This window comes from Pseudomonas paraeruginosa (genome assembly GCF_003025345.2).
Classification (GTDB): domain Bacteria; phylum Pseudomonadota; class Gammaproteobacteria; order Pseudomonadales; family Pseudomonadaceae; genus Pseudomonas; species Pseudomonas paraeruginosa.
Window position 1 is genome coordinate 5,727,537 of the sequence record NZ_CP020560.1, and the last position, 17,544, is coordinate 5,745,080.

Here is a 17,544-nt window from a genome sequence, read left to right on the forward strand (position 1 = left end):
CCTCAGTCCTCCTGCTTTTTCAGGCAGGCCACGCTGAGCAGGGTCAGCACCACGATGGACGCGGCCAGCGGCAGGTAGTAGGTCCAGAGGTCGGGCAGGCCCAGCGACTTGGAGAAGGCGCCGCGGCTGACCACCAGGAAATGCGAGGTCGGATAGAGCTTGCCGATCCAGGCCGCCGCGCCTTCCAGCGAGGATACCGGGTGGATCAGCCCGGAGAACTGGATCGCCGGGATCATTGTCGCGATGGCCACGCCGAACACCGCGGCGATCTGGCTGCGCATGAAGGTCGAGAGGAACAGGCCAAGGCCGGTGCTGGTGACCACATAGAGGAAGGCACCGATGGTCAACGCCAGGAAGCTGCCCTTGAGCGGCACGCGGAATACCAGGATGGCCAGGACCAGCATCAGCAGGAAGTTGATCATGCCCATGGCGATGTAGGGCAGTTGCTTGCCGACCAGGAATTCCAGGCGCGTCACCGGGGTGACGTAGAGGTTGGTGATCGAACCCAGTTCCTTTTCGCGCACCACGCCGAGGGCGGTGAGCATGGCCGGGATCATGATCAGCAGCAGCGGGATCACCGCCGGCACCATCGCCTTCAGGCTTTCCACGTCGGGGTTGTAGCGGTAGCGCACCTCGGTGCTGGCCGCCGCGCTGGTCTCGGCCCCGCCGGCCTGTCGCGAGAGGTCCGCCAGGTAGCTGGCGTGCAGGCCCTGCACGTAGCCGAGCACGGTGCTGGCGCGGGTCGGCATCGCTCCGTCGATCCACGCGCCGATGGCCGGATCGGAGCCACGCTTGAGATCGCGGCCGAAGTTCGGCGGGATCTCCACCGCCAGGCTCAGCTCGCCGCTGCGCAGGCGCCGGTCGAGGTCGGCCGGGTCGCGGATCGGAGCGTGTTCGACGAAATAGCGCGAGCCGGCGATGTTCAGCGCGTAGGCCTGGCTGGTGGTGGTCTGGTCGCGGTCGAGGACCGCCCAGGAAAGGTCCTCGACGTCCATGTTGATGCCGTAGCCGATGATGAACATCAGCAGCGCGGTGCCGAGCAGGGCCAGGGTCAGGCGGATCGGATCGCGGCGCAGTTCCATGGCTTCGCGGCGCGCGTAGCTGAACAGCCGCAGGGGGCTGAAGCGTTCACGTTGCGCCTGGCGCCCCTGGCCATCGCCGGGCTGCTGCGCGACAGCCGGCGCCTTGACCGGTTGCGCTGGCACGGCGGCGCCGGCAGCTTCTTCCAGATAGGCGATGAAGGTCGCCTCCAGGGTCGGCAGGCCGCGCTGGCGCACCAGCTCGTCCGGGGTATCGCTGGCCAGCACCTTGCCGGCATGCATCAGCGAGATGCGATCGCAGCGCTGAGCCTCGTTCATGAAGTGAGTGGAAATGAAGATGGTCACCCCGTCGCGGCGCGACAGCTCGACCATCAGCTCCCAGAAGCCGTCGCGGGCCACCGGGTCGACCCCCGAAGTGGGTTCGTCGAGGATCAGGATCTCCGGCTTGTGGATCACCGCCACCGCCAGCGAGAGGCGCTGGCGAATCCCCAGCGGCAGGTCGTCGGGTAGTTCGTCGGCGACCTTCCCCAGGCCGAAGCGCCGCAACATCTCGTCGACCCGCGCCGGGATGCCCTCGGCCGGCAGGTGGAACAGCCGGGCGTGCAGCACCAGGTTCTGCCGCACGCTCAACTCGGCGTAGAGGGAAAAGGCCTGGGACATGTAGCCGACCCGCCGCCGGGTAGCCATGTCGCCGGCGTCCACCGGCTGGCCGAACAGCGCGCAACTGCCCTCGCTGGCCGGCAGCAGGCCGGTGAGCATCTTCATGGTGGTGGACTTGCCGCAGCCGTTGGAACCGAGGAAGCCGAAGATCTCCCCGCGCTCGATGCGGAAGCTGACGTGATCGACCGCGACGAAGTCGCCGAAGCGACAGGTCAGGCCCTCGGCCTCGATGGCGATCCGCGGCGCGCCCTCGTTTTGCGGCCGCGGCGGGATCACCAGCTGGTGGTGGCCGGCGCGCTTGCTTTCCGGCAGCAGGGCGATGAACGCCGACTCGAGGTTCTGCGTCCCGGTGCGCTCGCGCAACTCCTGCGGCGTACCGGTGGCCAGGACCCTGCCCTCGTCCATCGCCACCAGCCAGTCGAAGCGCTCGGCCTCTTCCATGTAGGCGGTGGCGACCAGCACGCTCATGCCCTCGCGGCCGGCGCGGATACGGCCGATCAGCTCCCAGAACTGGTTGCGCGACAACGGATCGACCCCGGTGGTCGGCTCGTCGAGGATCAGCAGGTCGGGATCGTGGATCAGCGCGCAGCACAGCCCGAGCTTCTGCTTCATGCCGCCGGACAGCTTGCCCGCCGGGCGCTCGGCGAACGGCGCCAAGCCGGTGCTCTGCAACAGGTCGGCGATGCGCCGCTCACGCTCGGCCTTGTCGTGGCCGAACAGGCGACCGAAGAAGTCGACGTTCTCGAACACCGACAGGGTCGGATAGAGGTTCTTGCCCAGTCCCTGAGGCATGTAGGCGATGCGCGGACAGACCGCCCGGCGATGGCGGCGGTCGCGCATGTCGCCGTCGAGCACGCGGATCTCGCCGTCCTGCATCTTCCGCGCGCCGGCCAGCAGCGCAAGCAGGCTGGACTTGCCGACACCGTCCGGACCGATCAGGCCGACCATGCGGTTGGCCGGGATCTCCAGGCTGACGTCATCCACCGCGCGCGTCTCGCCGTAGCGCAGCGAGACGCCCCCCAGGCTCGCCACGCTGCCGCCGCCGATGGTCATTGCGGAACCTTGATCTGCAGGTTGGCCGGCCATTCGGCCTCAGGGTCCAGGCGCAGGTAGGCCATGCCGGGCACGCCGGTCTTGACGTAGGTGATGTACTTTTCCAGCAGCGCCGGATCGAGCCGCGCCTTAACCCGGAACATCAGCTTTTCCCGCTCGCTGGCGGTTTCCACCGTTTTCGGGGTGAACTGGGCGACGCTGGCGACGTAGGACACCTTGGCCGGGATCACGTAGTCCGGCACCGCGTCGATCACCAGGCGCACTTCCTGGCCCAGCTCGACCCTGCCAGCCTGCATGGATGGCAGGAAGAAAGTCATGTAGACGTCGGCCAGGTCGACCATGTTGAGCAGCTTGCCACCGGCCGGCAGCACTTCCCCGGGCTGCGCCACGCGATATTGCACGCGGCCGTTGCGCGGCGCCTTGAGCAGGCTGTCGTCGATATCCGCCTGCAACCGGGCGACACTGGCCCTGGCCGCCTCGATGGCCGATTGCGCCTCGATCACCTGGGAACGCCCGGCCTCGATCGCCGCCTGCGCCGAGATCACCTGCGAGCGAGCCGCCGAGAGCGCCGCCTGGGCGCTCTGCAGGGTCGCCCGGTCATCATCGAGCTGTTGCTGCGGCAGGGCGTTGCGCCTGACCAGCGCCTCGGTGCGGGTGAAGCGCTTCTGCGCCGCGGTCAGTTCGGCCTGGCGCTGCGCCACCACCGCCTGGGCGGTACCCTTCTCGCTCTCGCGCTGGGCTACCAGCGAGGTCGCGGTGACCTTGGCGTTCTCCGCCTGGCGCACCTGGGCCTGGGCCTGGGCCAGCTGCGCCTCGAGCACCTGGGTGTCCATCCGCGCCACGATGTCCCCGGCCGTGACGAAGTCGCCCTCGTCGACCTCGATCTCGGCGACCCGCCCGGGAAGCTTGGCCGCCACGTCCACCTCGGTGGCCTCGATGCGTCCGTTGCCGCTGGCGAATCCGTCGCCCAGCCCGGTCGGCCGCGACACCTGCCAGACCAGCAGGCCCACGCCGACCAGCGCCGCCGCGACCAGGACGCGGCTCAGCCACCGCTTGCTTTCCTGTTTCATCCCTTCTCCTCGCACGTCCAGCCAGCCACGGCGGCTGCGCTCCATGCTGGAAAGCGCGGCGGCCGCGAACTTCACTGGCTCGATTGTCCCTTTAGCGGAGCGCGCGAGTGTTGATGCACGTCAGACGCGCCCGACCGGACCTCACAGGAAAGCAGAACCCCCGGGGCTTCGCCTACGGGAGCGCGGGACAGAACGGATAGTTGACCTCAGGGCTGGACGATGAGGTTGTTGAACAGCAGGTCGGTCACCAGTGGCTTGCCCTCTTCCTGCTCGAGAGTCTGCCGGACCTGCTTCAGCGCCTCCTGGCGCAGGTTTTCCTTGGCCTCGACCGTACCCAGGGTCTGGTCGGTCTGCTGGGCGAACAGCATGATCAGCTGGTTGCGGATCAGCGGCTCATGGTGCTCGACCTTGGTCGCCGCGTCCTTGTCGGCCACCTGCAGGGCGATATCGGCCTTGTAGTATTGCAGGCGCGGTCCGCTGCCGTAGTTGCCGACCAGCGCCGGGGTCAGGTCGACGTAGACCGGCTTGTTCGCGCCCTCGCCTTCCGGCGCGGCCTCCTCGGCCGTGGCGAACGGCAGGAACAGGCTCAGGCACAGGGCCAGCGACAGGGCAATGGGGGTTCTCACGGGCGCATCTCCTCGACGAATGCCGCAAGCATAGCCAGACTCTCGGCCAGGCCCAAGTCCGGGATTTATGGGCGACCATCAGTTGCGGCGATGCTGATTGACCATGGGCGTCCCCCTCCTACACTGGCCGGACCGCAAACTGGAGCGTCCCCGATGAAAGCCGTCCTCTGCAAAGCCTTCGGCCCGGCCAGCAGCCTGGTCCTGGAAGAGATCGCCAGCCCGAGCCCGGCGAAGAACGAAATCCTCCTCGACGTGCATGCCGCCGGGGTCAACTTCCCCGACACCCTGATCATCGAAGGCAAGTACCAGTTCAAGCCGCCCTTCCCGTTCTCCCCGGGCGGCGAGGCCGCCGGGGTGGTTGCCGCGGTCGGCGAGAAGGTCACTCATGTGCAGCCCGGCGACCGGGTCATGGCACTGACCGGCTGGGGCAGCTTCGCCGAGCAGGTCAAGGTGCCCGCCTATAACGTCATGCCGATTCCCGAGGGCATGGACTTCGCCAGTGCCGCCGCCTTCGGCATGACCTACGGCACCTCGATGCACGCCCTGAAACAGCGTGCCAACCTGCAACCCGGCGAGACCCTGCTGGTGCTCGGCGCCTCCGGCGGAGTCGGCCTGGCGGCCGTGGAGATCGGCAAGGCCATGGGCGCCCGGGTGATCGCCGCCGCCAGTACCCCGGACAAGCTCGCCGTGGCCAAGGCCGCTGGCGCCGACGAACTGGTCAACTACAGCGAAGGCAGCCTGCGCGAGCAGCTCAAGGCTTTGACCGGCGGCCAGGGCGTCGATGTGATCTACGATCCGGTGGGCGGCGAGCTGTTCGAGGAGGCCTTCCGCAGCATCGCCTGGAACGGCCGGATGCTGGTGGTCGGCTTCGCCAGCGGCAGCATCCCTTCGCTGCCGGCCAACCTGCCCCTGCTCAAGGGCGCCTCGCTGGTCGGTGTGTTCTGGGGCTCGTTCGCCCAACGCCAGCCGCAGGACAATGCCGACAATTTCCGTCAGTTGTTCGCCTGGCACGCCGAAGGCAGGCTCAAGCCACTGGTCTCGCAGCGATTCCCGCTGGAACGCGCGGGCGACGCCATCGACGCCCTCGGTCAGCGCAAGGCGGTCGGCAAGGTGGTCGTGGAAGTTCGCTGAATTTCCACGCGATATCAGGAAAAGTCGCTAGGAACGCCTGCCTGGCCCGCCGACGGGAACAGGTCACGCAGCGCAGGGGGCGGAACGACGCCGACAACCTACACTGACAGACGCTCTTCCCCTCTGAAAGCCCCGGTTTCCGACCGGGGCTTTCTTGTTTCCGACCGATGTACTCAACCTGTAACATTTCCGCTATTTTTTCATTTACGAAAAATGTAGTGTTCGCAACCGCGTAAAAAGGCGCGACACAACAACAAGCGGAGCTCGCGATGTTCGGAATCTTTCGTCCCGCGCCACACCAGGCGCCCCTGCCCGATGCCGAGGTGGACAGCACCTACCGGCGTCTGCGCTGGCAGATCTTCGCCGGCATCTTCATCGGCTACGCGGGTTACTACCTGCTGCGCAAGAACTTCTCCCTGGCCATGCCCTACCTCATCGAGGATGGCTACAGCCGTGGCCAGCTGGGCGTCGCGATGTCGGCCATCGCCATCGCCTACGGCCTGTCGAAATTCATCATGGGGCTGGTCTCGGACCGCTCCAACCCGCGGGTCTTCCTGCCGTTCGGGCTGCTGGTGTCGGCGGCGGTGATGTTCATTTTCGGATTCGCGCACTGGGCTACCTCCAGCGTCGCGATCATGTTCGTCCTGCTCTTCATCAACGGCTGGGCACAGGGCATGGGCTGGCCGCCGAGCGGACGGACCATGGTCCACTGGTGGTCGCAGAAGGAGCGCGGCGGCGTGGTCTCGGTGTGGAACGTCGCCCACAACGTTGGCGGCGGACTGATCGGCCCGCTGTTCCTGCTCGGCCTGGCGCTGTTCGGCGACTGGCGCTCGGCCTTCTACGTGCCGGCGATCGTCGCCGTGGGCGTAGCCGTGTTCGCCTATTTCGCCATGCGCGACACCCCGCAATCCTGTGGCCTGCCGCCAATCGAGAAGCACAAGGACGACTACCCCGAAGGCTACGACGAACACCACGAGCGCGAGCTGTCGACCAAGGAGATCTTCGTTACCTACGTGCTGCGCAACAAGCTGCTCTGGTACATCGCCCTGGCCAACGTTTTCGTCTACCTGCTGCGCTACGGCGTGCTCGACTGGGCCCCGACCTACCTGAAGGAAGCCAAGCACTTCAACGTCGACAAGTCGTCCTGGGCATACTTCTTCTACGAATGGGCGGGGATTCCCGGCACCCTGCTCTGCGGCTGGCTGTCGGACAAGCTGTTCAAGGGCAATCGCGGCGCCACCGGCGTGGTGTTCATGATCCTGGTGACCATTGGCACCCTGATCTACTGGCTGAACCCGGCCGGCAACCCGGCCATCGACATGGCCGCGCTGATCATGATCGGTTTCCTGATCTACGGTCCGGTGATGCTGATCGGCCTGCAGGCCCTGGAACTGGCGCCGAAGAAGGCGGCGGGCACCGCGGCCGGCTTCACCGGACTGTTCGGCTATCTCGGCGGCTCGGTGGCGGCCAACGCCCTGGTCGGCTACACGGTGGACCACTTCGGCTGGGACGGCGGTTTCAAGCTGCTGATCGGTGCCTGCCTGCTGGCTATCCTGTTCCTCTGCCTTACCCTGCGCAAACCGGCGGTCCAGGCCTTGCCGCAACAGGCCGGCTGATGACGCGGCGGCTCCGGCGCCGGCCGGAGCCGCATTCAGTCGCGCGGTGCGTAGGCGAACACGTCGGCGCGCATCTGGTGCGCATCCATGCCTGCCTCGACCAGGGCGTCCAGGGTCGCGTAGACCATCGCCGGCGAGCCGCTGGCGTAGACGTGCAGGCTCGACAGGTCGGCGAAGTCCTCGCGCACCGCCTCGTGCAGCAAGCCGCAACGCCCCTCCCAACCGCAGAGGTCGCTGACCACCCGGTGCAGGAACAGGTTCGGCAACCCTTCCCATTCCTTCCAGTGCGGCAGGCGATAGAAGTCCTCGGGCCGCCGCACGCCCCAGTAGAGATGCACCGGATGGGCGAAGCCGGCGGCGCGGCAATGCTCGATCAGGCTGTGCATCTGCGACATGCCGGTGCCGGCGGCGATCAGCACCAGCGGTCCATCGGGCAGTTCCGCCAGGTGCGCATCGCCGAATGGCAGCTGGACCCGCGCCAGGCGTTCGCGTTGCAACTGGGCGATCAGCGCGACGGCGCTGTCCTCCTTGGCCAGGACGTGCAATTCCAGGTCACGCCCGGCATGCGGCGCGGAGGCCAGGGAAAACGCCGCGCTATCGCCGCCGGCACGTTCCAGCAGCAGGTACTGCCCGGCGTGGTAGCGCGGCGGCTTGCCGGCCGGCGCACGCAGGCCGACCCGGTAGACATCGCCACCGGCCTCTTCGCAGAAGCTCACCTGGCAGGTCAGCTTGCGCAAAGGCAGCTCGCCCGGCGCCAGCACCCCGTCCCAATGCAGCACGCAATCTTCCAGCGGCTCGGCAAGGCAGGTGAAGAGTTCGCCGTGATCGCGTACCTCGCCGTCCTGACGAACCCGCCCCTCGACCAGCAGCGCCGCGCAGATATGGCAATTGCCATTGCGGCAACTCTGCGGGCAGTCGTAGCCGAGGCGCCGGGCACCATCGAGGATCCGTTCCCCCGGCAGCAGCTCGAGGCAGGCGCCGGAGGGTTGCAGGACGATACGCATCAGTCGATCCCGAGGCTCGACCAGAGTTCATCGATACGCCGGGTCACCGCTTCGTCCTTGACGATGGCGCGACCCCACTCGCGGCTGGTCTCGCCCGGCCACTTGTGGGTGGCGTCGAGTCCCATCTTCGAACCGAGGCCGGAGACCGGCGAGGCGAAATCGAGGTAGTCGATAGGCGTGTTGTCGATCATCACCGTGTCACGCTTGGGGTCCATCCGCGTGGTAATGGCCCAGATCACGTCGTTCCAGTCGCGCGCGTCGATGTCGTCGTCGGTGACGATGACGAACTTGGTGTACATGAACTGCCGCAGGAACGACCAGACGCCGAGCATCACCCGCTTGGCGTGGCCCGGATACTGCTTCTTCATGGTCACCACGGCCATCCGGTAGGAACAGCCTTCGGGCGGCAGGTAGAAATCGACGATTTCCGGGAACTGCTTCTGCAGGATCGGCACGAACACTTCGTTCAGCGCCACCCCGAGGATCGCCGGCTCATCCGGCGGACGCCCGGTGTAGGTACTGTGGTAGATCGGTTTCTGCCGGCGGGTGATGCGCTCGACGGTGAACACCGGGAAGCGGTCGACCTCGTTGTAGTAGCCGGTATGGTCGCCATAGGGACCCTCGTCGGCCATCTCGCCGGGGTGGATCACCCCTTCGAGGACGATCTCGGCGCTGGCCGGCACCTGCAGGTCGCTGCCGCGGCACTTGACCAGTTCGGTACGGTGCCCGCGCAACAGGCCGGCGAAGGCGTATTCGGAAAGGGTGTCGGGCACCGGCGTCACCGCGCCGAGGATGGTCGCCGGATCGGCACCCAGCGCCACGGCGACCGGATACGGCTGGCCCGGATGCTTCTGGCACCACTCGCGATAGTCCAGCGCTCCGCCGCGATGGCTGAGCCAGCGCATGATCACCTTGTTGCGACCGATCACCTGCTGGCGGTAGATGCCCAGGTTCTGCCGCTCCTTGTTCGGCCCGCGGGTGACGGTCAGGCCCCAGGTGATCAGCGGCCCGACATCGCCCGGCCAGCAGGTCTGCACCGGCAGCCGGCCGAGGTCGACGTCGTCGCCCTCCTCGACCACTTCCTGGCAGGGCGCGTCCTTCAGCACCTTCGGCGCCATGGACAGGACCTTGCGGTACATCGGCAGCTTGGCCCAGGCATCCTTGAACCCCTTTGGCGGCTCGGGTTCCTTGAGCTGCGCCAGCAGCGTGCCGATCTCGCGCAGCGCGCCGACATCCTCGGCGCCCATGCCCAGCGCCACCCGTTCCGGCGTGCCGAACAGGTTGCCGAGCACCGGCATGTCGAAGCCTGTCGGTTTCTCGAACAGCAATGCCGGGCCCTTGGCGCGCAACGTGCGGTCGCACACCTCGGTCATCTCGAGCACGGGGGAAATCGGCACCTGGATGCGCTTCAGCGCACCGCGCTGCTCCAGCTGGGCGATGAAATCGCGGAGATCCTTGAATGTCATTGGCCTAACCATTCACTGCAAGACCCCACATCCTACCTGCTCCCGGCCCATCCGGCAGCAGGCAAACGCGGCATTCGGTCAGTGCTGGCTGGCGACGCGCGACGCGTCCAGGTCCTGGAACACCGGCTCGAACAACGGTGCGAGCGCGCGGGCGCCATGGCCGGAGAGATGATTGTTGTCCATGTACAGCGACCAGCCACCACGTTCGGCGAAACAGTCCTGGCCGTCGCAGAGCACGCTCGCGGGATCGAGCACGCTGACCTTGGGGTTGCTCTCGGCCAGCGCGTCGAACAGCGCGTCGATGTAGGCGACGCGAGCGGCATGCTCGACGAACGGGAAGCGCGCCTGCCCGACGTCCTCCCCGCTCAGGCTCAGCCGCACCAGCCGCGCCGGCGCCTTGAACGGCAGCAGCGGGACATCCTTGACCAGCCAGACATGCGTCCCGGCGGCGTTCAGCCTGTCGATCATCCCGCTCAGGCGCTGGCGCAGCAGCGCCTCGGCGATCGAGCTGTCCGGCGCGTCGTCCGGCTCGCGCAGCATATGGCGCGCACCGTCCTGCGAGTCACCATAGATGTACATGTCCCAGCGTCCGGCGAGGATCACCCCGACCGGCCGCTGTTTCTCGACGAAGTCGAGCATCTGCTGGTTGAAGCGCAGGCAATTGTCCTTTTCCCGCATGCCCAGCAGCGGCGGGCAGCCGGCCAGCGAAGCCTGCCATATCGGCAACCGGCGACCGGCCGCCACCTCATGCAACAGCGGACTCAAGGCCGCGGAATGACTGTCGCCCCAACTGATCAGCAACGGTCGCTCGGCGGACATCCGGGCCGGGAAGCGGCAAATCGTGTCCTGGCCGAGTGCCTGCTTGTCGAACATGCAGTCGGTCTGCCCATCCCGCCATTTGGACGCCTTGGCATAGCGCAGGGCCTGCTCCGAGAGACGCGACGGCACCCCGTCATGGTGCCGTACCAGTTGGCCGGCGGCGCCCAGCAGCAGCAGGCCGCACAGCGCCGCGCCGAGCATCTGCCGGCGTCCGGCGAACAGCCTGCGCTCGCGGAACGGCGCCTCGACATAACGCAGCGACAGCGCCGCCAGCCCGATGCTCGCCAGCAGCAAGCCCAGCCGCATCGGCTGGCCCAGGGCATCCAGGGCGTGATACTGGGCAAAGACATAGACCGGCCAGTGCCAGAGGTACAGCGAATAGGAGATCAGGCCGAACCAGACCAGTGGCGGCAGCCCCAGCAGGCGCCGGGTCCAGGTCTCGCCGGCGCCGTTGGCCCAGATCAGCAGGGCGGTACCGAGCACAGGCGGCAACGCCGCGAGGCCGGGGAACGGAGTATGGCTGTCGTAGAGGAACACCGGCAGGAGGATCGCCGCCACCCCGAGGGACGCCGCCAGTTGCAGGCTCCACGGCGAGAAACGCCGTTGGCTAGCCGGCAGCAACGCCAGCGCGGCGCCCACCAGCAGCTCCCAGGCGCGCATCGGCAGCAGGAAGAAGGCGCTGCTCGGGCGCTGGCCCAGGGCCCAGATACTGGCCGCCAGCGACAGCGACAGCACACCGAGGAGGATCGCCAGGCGCCAGCGCAGCAGGCGCCCGGAGATCGCCGCCAGCAGCAGCGGGAAGAGGATATAGAACTGCTCCTCCACCGACAGCGACCAGGTGTGCAGCAGCGGCTTGAATTCGGAGGCTGCATCGAAATAGCCGTCCTGTTTCCAGAACAGGATGTTCGAGACGAACATCGTCTGGTAGCGCACCGAGCGCCCCAGTTCCTCGTAGTCCCGTGGCGCCATGAGGAACCAGCCGACCACCAGGCTCGCCGCCATCATCACGAACAGCGCGGGGAGGATGCGCCGCGCCCGCCGTGCCCAGAAATCGACGAAGCTGAACCGCCCGGCCTGCTGCTCGCGCGAGATGATCGAGGTGATCAGGTAGCCGGATATCACCAGGAACACGTCGACGCCGACGTAACCGCCGGAGATGCCACCCAGGCCGAAGTGGTAGAGAACCACCGGCAGGATGGCCAGCGCTCGCAATCCATCGATATCCCGTCGATAGGCAAGGCCCGACATTGACTTTCCTCCAGGCATGAAAAAAGGCGCTCCGGTCGACCGGAGCACCTTCGTCCAGTTCTCTCGAAGACTACTTCCGTTTCATCGAATCGAAGAACTCATCGTTGGTCTTGGTCTGCTTGAGCTTGTCGATGAGGAACTCGATGGCGGAAATCTCGTCCATCGGGTGCAGGATCTTGCGCAGGATCCACATCCGCTGCAGTTCGTCCTCGCTGGTCAGCAGTTCTTCGCGACGGGTACCGGAGCGGTTGATGTTGATGGCCGGGAACACACGCTTTTCGGCGATCTTGCGATCCAGCGGAAGCTCCATGTTACCGGTGCCCTTGAATTCCTCGTAGATCACCTCGTCCATCTTCGAGCCGGTTTCCACCAGCGCCGTGGCGAGAATAGTAAGAGAACCGCCTTCCTCGATGTTCCGCGCGGCGCCGAAGAAGCGCTTCGGCTTCTCCAGGGCATGGGCGTCGACACCGCCGGTGAGGACCTTGCCGGAACTCGGGATCACGGTGTTGTAGGCCCGCGCCAGGCGGGTGATGGAGTCGAGCAGGATGACCACGTCCTTCTTGTGCTCGACCAGGCGCTTGGCCTTCTCGATGACCATCTCGGCGACCTGCACGTGCCGGGTCGGCGGCTCGTCAAAGGTCGAGGCGACCACTTCGCCGCGCACGGTGCGCTGCATTTCGGTCACTTCCTCAGGGCGCTCGTCGATCAGCAGGACGATCAGGTGGCATTCGGGATTGTTGCGGGTGATGTTGCTGGCGATGTTCTGCAGCATGATGGTCTTGCCCGCCTTCGGCGGTGCCACGATCAGGCCACGCTGGCCCTTGCCGATCGGCGCGCAGAGGTCGATGACGCGGCCGGTCAGGTCTTCGGTGGAGCCGTTGCCGGCCTCCATCTTCATCCGCTCGTTGGGGAACAGCGGCGTGAGGTTCTCGAAGAGGATCTTGTTCTTCGCGTTCTCCGGGCGATCGAAGTTGATCGAATCGACCTTGAGCAGGGCGAAATAGCGCTCGCCCTCTTTCGGCGGGCGAATCTTGCCGATGATGGTGTCGCCCGTGCGCAGGTTGAAGCGCCGGATCTGGCTCGGCGACACGTAGATGTCGTCGGGACCGGCCAGGTAGGAAGAGTCGGCGGAGCGCAGGAAGCCGAAGCCGTCCTGAAGAATCTCCAGCACGCCATCGCCGGAGATCTCTTCACCACTTTTCGCGTGCTTCTTCAGCAGGGCGAAGATGATGTCCTGCTTGCGCGAACGGGCCATGTTTTCCAGGCCCATGGCATCGGACATTTCCAGCAGTTCGGCAATCGGCTTTTGCTTGAGTTCGGTCAGATTCATAGGAAAGAGATAGGTACGCAGAAAGAGGAATTGGAGAAAGCGTCGAGCTTGGGAAAGCCGTGTCGCAAGGGGCGACAGGAGCGCTAGAAAGTTCGAGTAGGAAGTGCGTCCGGGACGGCATGCAGAAGGCGACGGAAAAAACGTCGCGAGCCCGAATTTAACACCGTGTCGGCGTGGCGTCTACAGGAATGCAAAAAAAAGCCCCGCGGAACGCGGGGCTTTCCAGAGGGGCGCGGGCCCGACTCAGATATTGGCGTCGAGGAAAGCCGCCAGCTGCGACTTGGACAGCGCGCCGACCTTGGTCGCCTCGACATTGCCGCCCTTGAACAGCATCAGGGTGGGGATGCCGCGCACGCCGTACTTCGGCGGGGTGTCCTGGTTCTCGTCGATGTTCAGCTTGCAGACCTTCAGCTTGCCCTGGTAGTCCCTGGCGACCTCGTCCAGCACCGGCGCGATCATCTTGCACGGACCGCACCATTCGGCCCAGTAGTCCACCAGCACAGGACCGTCGGCCTTCAGCACGTCCTGCTCGAAGCTGGCATCAGTAACGTTGACGATATGTTCGCTCATGGAATCTCTCCGTAGTCGGACGCGAATTGAAACGCGAAAAGTGCCGACCATCATATCCCGCCTTGACCCTCGCCGAAAGGCACATCCGATTGAGAGTCTCTATCGTTGGTCGGGTGATTCCCGATTGATCGGCTGCCGCATTGGCGACCTTCGCCCTGTCGTGGCAGGATGGCGCAGTTTTCCAATGGACTTGCAAAGCATGCCGCAAAAACCTGCCGAGGCATTCCCGCTGATTGCCGCCCTGGACCTGGGTTCCAACAGCTTCCACCTCTGTCTGGCCAAGGCCAACATCCACGGCGAAGTCCGTATCCTCGAACGACTGGGAGAGAAGGTCCAACTCGCAGCCGGCCTCGACGAGGAGCGCAATCTCAGCGAAGAGGCCACCCAGCGCGGCCTCGACTGCCTGCGTCGCTTCGCCCAGTTCATCAGCGGCATGCCCCAGGGCGCGGTACGCGTGGTGGCCACCAACGCATTGCGCGAGGCGCGCAACCGCAGCGACTTCATCCGCCGCGCCGAAGAAGTCCTCGGCCATCCCGTGGAGGTCATCTCCGGACGCGAGGAGGCCCGCCTGATCTACCTCGGCGTCGCCAACAGCATGCCCGACAGCGGCGGCCGCCGACTGGTCAGCGACATCGGCGGCGGCAGCACCGAGTTCATCATCGGCCAGGGTTTCGAATCCGAGCTGCGGGAAAGCCTGCAGATGGGATGCGTCAGCTACACCCAGCGCTACTTCCGCGACGGCAAGATCACCCCGGCCCGCTATGCCCAGGCCTATACCGCCGCACGCCTGGAGCTGATGGGCATCGAGAACAGCCTGCGCCGCCTCGGCTGGCAGCAGGCGGTCGGCGCCTCCGGCACCATCCGCGCGGTGGCGCTGGCGATCAAGGCCGGCGGCCACGGCAACGGCGAGATCGGCCCGGACGGCCTGGCCTGGCTGAAGCGCAAGGTGCTCAAACTCGGTGACGTGGAGAAGCTCGACCTGGAAGGCATCAAGCCTGACCGCCGGACCATCTTCCCGGCCGGACTGGCGATTCTCGAGGCGATCTTCGACGCCCTGGAGCTGGAACAGATGGTCCACTCCGAGGGCGCCCTGCGCGAAGGCGTGCTCTACGACCTGGTCGGCCGCCACCAGCACGAGGACGTGCGCGAGCGCACCATCAGCTCGCTGATGGAGCGCTACCACGTCGATCCGGAACAGGCCTCGCGGGTGGAAGCCAAGGCGCTCAAGGTGCTCGGCGAAGTCAGCGACGCCTGGGGGCTGGACGACGACCTGCACCGCGACCTGTTGAGCTGGGGCGCACGGGTCCACGAGATCGGCCTGGACATCGCCCACTACCATTACCACAAGCACGGCGCCTACCTGATCGAGCACTCCGACCTCGCCGGTTTCTCCCGCCAGGACCAGCAGATGCTGGCGCTGCTGGTGCGCGGGCATCGCCGCAACATCCCGGCGGACAAGCTGGCGGAGTTCGCCGAGGAAGGCGACAAGCTGGTGCGCCTGTGCATCGTGCTGCGCTTCGCCATCCTGTTCCACCACATCCGTGGCACCCAGGAAATGCCTTCGGTGCAGCTCAAGGCCGAGCCGAAGAGCCTCTCGGTTACCTTCCCCGACGGTTGGCTGGAAGCCAACCCGCTGACCCAGGCCGACTTCGCCCAGGAAGCCGAATGGCTGAAGCGGGTCGGCTACACCCTCAACGTGCGGTAAGCACCGGCGCGGCCAGTTTCTCCAGCAGGGTCGCCTGGGTATTGCGGGGGTTCTGGTTGCCGGTGGGGCTGAGCCGCTGGTAGCTGCCGTCGGCCTGCAGCACCCAGGCCTGGGTATTGTCGGTCAGGTACGTTTCCAGTTCCTTCTTGACCCGCTGCACCAGCTTCTTGCCCTCTACCGGGAAGCAGGTCTCGACGCGCATGTCGAGGTTGCGCTCCATCCAGTCGGCGCTGGAGAGATAGAGCTTCTCGTCGCCGCCGTTGAGGAAGTAGTAGATGCGGCTGTGCTCGAGGAAGCGTCCGATGATCGAGCGCACGTGGATGTTGTGCGAGACCCCCGGAATGCCCGGCCGCAGGCAGCACATGCCGCGCACCACCAGTTCGATCTTGACCCCGGCCTGACTGGCCTTGTACAGCGCGCGGATGACCTTCGGGTCGGTCAGCGAGTTGACCTTGGCCATGATATGCGCCGGCTGGCCGAGCGCGGCCTGGGCGGCCTCGCGGTTGATCATTTCCAGCAGGTTCTTCTTCAGGGTGAACGGCGCATGCAGCAGCTTCTTCATGCGCAGCGTCTTGCCCATCCCGATCAACTGGTTGAACAGCTTGTGCAGGTCCTCGCAGAGCGCCACGTCGGCGGTCAGCAGGCTGTAGTCGGTATACAGGCGGGCGTTGCCGGCGTGGTAGTTGCCGGTGCCCAGGTGCGCGTAGCGGCGCAGTTCGCCGTCCTCGCGACGGAGGATCAGCATCATCTTGGCGTGGGTCTTGAAGCCGACCACGCCGTAGATCACCACCGCGCCGGCCTGCTGCAGGCGGCTGGCCAGCTGCAGGTTGGACTCCTCGTCGAAGCGCGCGCGCAGTTCGATCACCGCGGTGACCTCCTTGCCGTTGCGCGCCGCCTCGACCAGGGCGTCGACGATCTCCGAGTTGGCGCCGCTGCGGTACAGGGTCTGCTTGATCGCCAGCACGTTCGGATCCTTGGCGGCCTGGCGCAGCAGGTCGATCACCGGGGTGAAGGATTCGAACGGGTGCATCAGCAGCACGTCCAGCTTGCTGAGCACGTTGAAGAGGTTTTCCTTCTTCTGCAGCAGACGCGGGATCGCCGGGGTGAAGGGCGGGTACTGCAGTTCCGGATGGCTTTCCAGGCCGGTGACGCTGAACAGGCGGGTCAGGTTGACCGGGCCGCTGACCTTGTACAGCTCGCTCTCGGACAGGCCGAACTGCTTGAGCAGGTAGTTGGTCAGGTTCTGCGGACAGGTGTCCACCACCTCCAGGCGCACCGCGTCGCCATAGCGCCGCGAGAACAGCTCGCCGCGCAGCGCGCGGGCCAGGTCCTCGACATCCTCGGTATCCACCGAGAGGTCGGCGTTGCGGGTCAGGCGGAACTGGTAGCAGCCCTTCACCTTCATGCCGGGGAACAGGTCGTCGGCGTGGGCGTGGATCATCGAGGAGAGGAACACGTAGTTGTCGCCCTCGCCGCCAACCTCTTCCGGCAGCTTGATGATCCGCGGCAGCAGGCGCGGCGCCGGGATGATCGCCAGGCCGGAGTCGCGGCCGAAGGCGTCCATTCCCTCCAGCTCGACGATGAAGTTCAGACTCTTGTTCACCAGCAGCGGGAACGGGTGGGTCGGGTCGAGGCCGATGGGGGTGATGATCGGCGCAATCTCGTCGCGGAAGAAGCGCCGCACCCAGGTCTTGATCTTCAGCGTCCAGTGGCGCCGACGGATGAAGCGGATCTGGTGCTTGGCCAGTTCCGGCAGCAGCGTCTCGTTGAGGATCCGGTACTGCCGCGACACCTGCTCGTGGACCAGTTCGCTGATCCGCGCCAGGGCCTGGTGCGGCAGCAGGCCGTCGGCGCCGGCCTGCTCGCGGGCGAAGGTGATCTGCTTCTTCAGGCCGGCGATGCGGATCTCGAAGAACTCGTCGAGGTTGCTCGAGAAGATGAGGAGGAACTTCAGCCGCTCCAGCAGCGGATAGGACTCGTCCAGCGCCTGTTCCAGCACGCGGATGTTGAACTGCAACTGGGAAAGCTCGCGATGAATGTACAGGCTGCTGTCATCCACGCTGGGTACCACCGCGGGTGGCGTTTCCACCGGGATCGTTTCGGCCATCTTCACTTCAACTGCGCTTTCCACGCTCGCCACCACGTTTTCGTCGGTGTCGAGGCGTTCGATCTCTTCAAGTCCTTGCTGCGTATTCATTCATCTTCC

At 66.0% G+C, this 17,544-nt stretch carries 12 protein-coding genes; 3 read left to right on the forward strand and 9 right to left on the reverse strand.

The window, feature by feature from the left end:
- Positions 1-2: 2 nt before the first annotated feature.
- The 3 genes from rbbA to B7D75_RS27115 all read right to left on the reverse strand — a co-directional run bounded on the left by rbbA (position 3) and on the right by B7D75_RS27115 (position 4,449).
- Complete coding sequence (gene rbbA, locus B7D75_RS27105) at positions 3-2,753, reverse strand: ribosome-associated ATPase/putative transporter RbbA (RefSeq protein ID WP_058175255.1); 2,751 nt, start codon at positions 2,751-2,753, stop codon at positions 3-5.
- A complete protein-coding gene (locus tag B7D75_RS27110; RefSeq protein WP_003150168.1) occupies positions 2,750-3,823 on the reverse strand; it encodes an HlyD family secretion protein in 1,074 nt (357 codons plus the stop codon). The genes rbbA and B7D75_RS27110 overlap by 4 nt, the downstream gene beginning before the upstream one ends.
- A 206-nt stretch (positions 3,824-4,029) precedes the next feature.
- Positions 4,030-4,449: a flagellar basal body-associated protein FliL gene (locus B7D75_RS27115; protein WP_034079784.1), complete on the reverse strand. Its 420-nt coding sequence runs from the start codon at positions 4,447-4,449 to the stop codon at positions 4,030-4,032.
- Between the two features lie 153 nt (positions 4,450-4,602).
- Here B7D75_RS27115 and B7D75_RS27120 point away from each other — a divergent pair, with 153 nt between their 5' ends.
- Positions 4,603-5,580, forward strand: a complete 978-nt coding sequence (locus B7D75_RS27120) for an NADPH:quinone oxidoreductase family protein (protein WP_053814767.1) — start codon at positions 4,603-4,605, stop codon at positions 5,578-5,580.
- 269 nt (positions 5,581-5,849) lie between these two features.
- Entirely contained in the window at positions 5,850-7,196 is a 1,347-nt protein-coding gene (gene glpT, locus B7D75_RS27125; RefSeq protein WP_043099479.1) for a glycerol-3-phosphate transporter, read from the forward strand.
- A gap of 35 nt (positions 7,197-7,231) precedes the next feature.
- Here the strand turns inward: glpT and B7D75_RS27130 are convergent, their stop codons facing one another.
- From B7D75_RS27130 to trxA, 5 genes are all read right to left on the reverse strand, one after another.
- On the reverse strand, positions 7,232-8,200 hold the full coding sequence (locus B7D75_RS27130; RefSeq protein ID WP_043099478.1) for a CDP-6-deoxy-delta-3,4-glucoseen reductase: 969 nt from the start codon (positions 8,198-8,200) through the stop codon (positions 7,232-7,234).
- A complete protein-coding gene (gene ubiD, locus B7D75_RS27135; RefSeq protein WP_034079788.1) occupies positions 8,200-9,666 on the reverse strand; it encodes a 4-hydroxy-3-polyprenylbenzoate decarboxylase in 1,467 nt (488 codons plus the stop codon). The genes B7D75_RS27130 and ubiD overlap by 1 nt, the downstream gene beginning before the upstream one ends.
- Positions 9,667-9,744: 78 nt before the next feature.
- Entirely contained in the window at positions 9,745-11,733 is a 1,989-nt protein-coding gene (locus B7D75_RS27140) for an acyltransferase family protein (protein ID WP_107114591.1), read from the reverse strand.
- 70 nt (positions 11,734-11,803) lie between these two features.
- Positions 11,804-13,063, reverse strand: a complete 1,260-nt coding sequence (gene rho / locus B7D75_RS27145; RefSeq protein ID WP_003096334.1) for a transcription termination factor Rho — start codon at positions 13,061-13,063, stop codon at positions 11,804-11,806.
- A 243-nt stretch (positions 13,064-13,306) separates the two neighbouring features.
- Entirely contained in the window at positions 13,307-13,633 is a 327-nt protein-coding gene (trxA, locus tag B7D75_RS27150; RefSeq protein WP_003150179.1) for a thioredoxin TrxA, read from the reverse strand.
- Between the two features lie 199 nt (positions 13,634-13,832).
- Here trxA and ppx point away from each other — a divergent pair, with 199 nt between their 5' ends.
- The gene (ppx, locus tag B7D75_RS27155; RefSeq protein ID WP_003150181.1) at positions 13,833-15,338 is read left to right on the forward strand and encodes an exopolyphosphatase; all 1,506 of its coding nucleotides are present in this window, start codon (positions 13,833-13,835) and stop codon (positions 15,336-15,338) included.
- On the opposite strand, the gene ppk1 is transcribed toward ppx, so the two are convergent.
- Complete coding sequence (gene ppk1 / locus B7D75_RS27160) at positions 15,325-17,535, reverse strand: polyphosphate kinase 1 (protein ID WP_034079790.1); 2,211 nt, start codon at positions 17,533-17,535, stop codon at positions 15,325-15,327. The genes ppx and ppk1 overlap by 14 nt on opposite strands.
- Positions 17,536-17,544: the final 9 nt, after the last annotated feature.